This window comes from Microcystis sp. LE18-22.4A (genome assembly GCF_027531105.1).
GTDB classification, from domain to species: Bacteria; Cyanobacteriota; Cyanobacteriia; order Cyanobacteriales; family Microcystaceae; genus Microcystis; species Microcystis aeruginosa.
This window is the reverse complement of record NZ_JAPZRB010000635.1, coordinates 1-1393: the sequence shown is the minus strand read 5'-3', so window position 1 is coordinate 1393 and position 1393 is coordinate 1. Positions and strand designations below refer to the sequence as shown.

Here is a 1393-nt window from a genome sequence, read left to right as displayed (position 1 = left end):
AAACCGCCGACACCATCGGTCAAAGCATGGGGGCATCGCGGCTGGGGTTGTCTCTTTCATCGCTGCTCTTTCAACGTAAAGTGCTTACTCTTTAACGATTATACTCGATTTGATCTTTATTTGGCGTTTAAGTCCCAATAGTCCAATCAGGTGCTTCCCTAAAGTCGTCCTCTGGTTCACCTGCTTGATTGAGGTTAATTCGATTCCATGCAATTACCGCCACATCAGGAACGATCGAACGCTCGCCGAAGGTACATCGCAACTCAGGTAAGGCTGTATAATCAACAGTGTGGCTGTCAACCGCAGCTAAAAGACGTTTTTGCAGGATAGAGTGTCGAGTCTTAGGCATGGGTTTCTGAATTGCGACTCCATGCAAGTATTCCCATGCTGGAGAATCCTCCAAATATGGCAATTTGAGGAAATCTTCAAGGGTGAGACTCTCAGTCAAGGAAGTCGTCATCGGTTCAAGCAAAGGTTTTTTTGTGACTTCATTGAATTACCATACAAGAAAAATTCTGGCTTTACAGATAGCTCCGTCGCCCCAATTCTATAATTTACTGAGTACAGTCCCGTTGTATCACAATTAGGAAAATCCTGAACTAATATATTGCAGAGAGCCATATCAGGACTCATCAATCCAGGCTCTCTAAATTTTCGATACCAGATTGGCGATAAGAAAACAGCTATTTCTTTTTTCAAACAATAGCAACTGGTATCGACATGGTGATATTGCTCGTTATAAGCAGGCCATTTACCTAAACTTTCACAGTCATCATGAGCAATAAATTGACCCTGCTCATCGACTATGTTTCTCAGGGCATAGGCCCAATCTAATTGGTCTTGCAGTATCGATTCTACTAACGAAGATACATGGAATGGTTCAAACCAGTTATCTTCATCAAGAAAAATCAAGTAATCGCCATTGGCAATATAGCATGATGAGCCATAAATTCGATGACCGTTGTACCTATTTTTTCCAGTCGGATATGGCAAGGACATGATATGCGTTGGCTTAATTAATTGCATCTCGCTCAATATATTTTGGGCTTTCTCTTCTCTCTCCTTGCCATCAATAACGATCAGATGTTCGATATTGTCATAATCTTGGTCTTGTACACTTTGTAAAGCCTTTTTCAACAAAGGGTTGCCAGTGGTTGGAGTAATAACTGAAACTAACATAATCAAATTATATTACTAAAATTTTCACGACGAAATTATGGATTAGTCTTGTAGGATATCTAGTCAGCAGTTTTGGCTCTTCCGAACTTGTCATGTAAAATTAAAGAAAAAATAGACAATTATTGCTGACCAATAAAACAATAATTTATCTTTAAAAGCTGACTATGCTTGCAATACAGCAATTTATTGGTTAAAATATAGACAGCCAAGACCA

1 protein-coding gene and 1 pseudogene are annotated in these 1393 nt (G+C 39.6%); both read right to left on the bottom strand.

What is annotated here, in order from left to right:
- Positions 1-136: 136 nt before the first annotated feature.
- Positions 137-460: pseudogene (locus tag O9295_RS26955) on the bottom strand (Uma2 family endonuclease); the annotation flags it as partial.
- A complete protein-coding gene (locus O9295_RS26950) occupies positions 457-1179 on the bottom strand; it encodes a glycosyltransferase (RefSeq protein ID WP_287738068.1) in 723 nt (240 codons plus the stop codon). The gene O9295_RS26950 and the pseudogene O9295_RS26955, both read right to left, overlap by 4 nt.
- Positions 1180-1393: the final 214 nt, after the last annotated feature.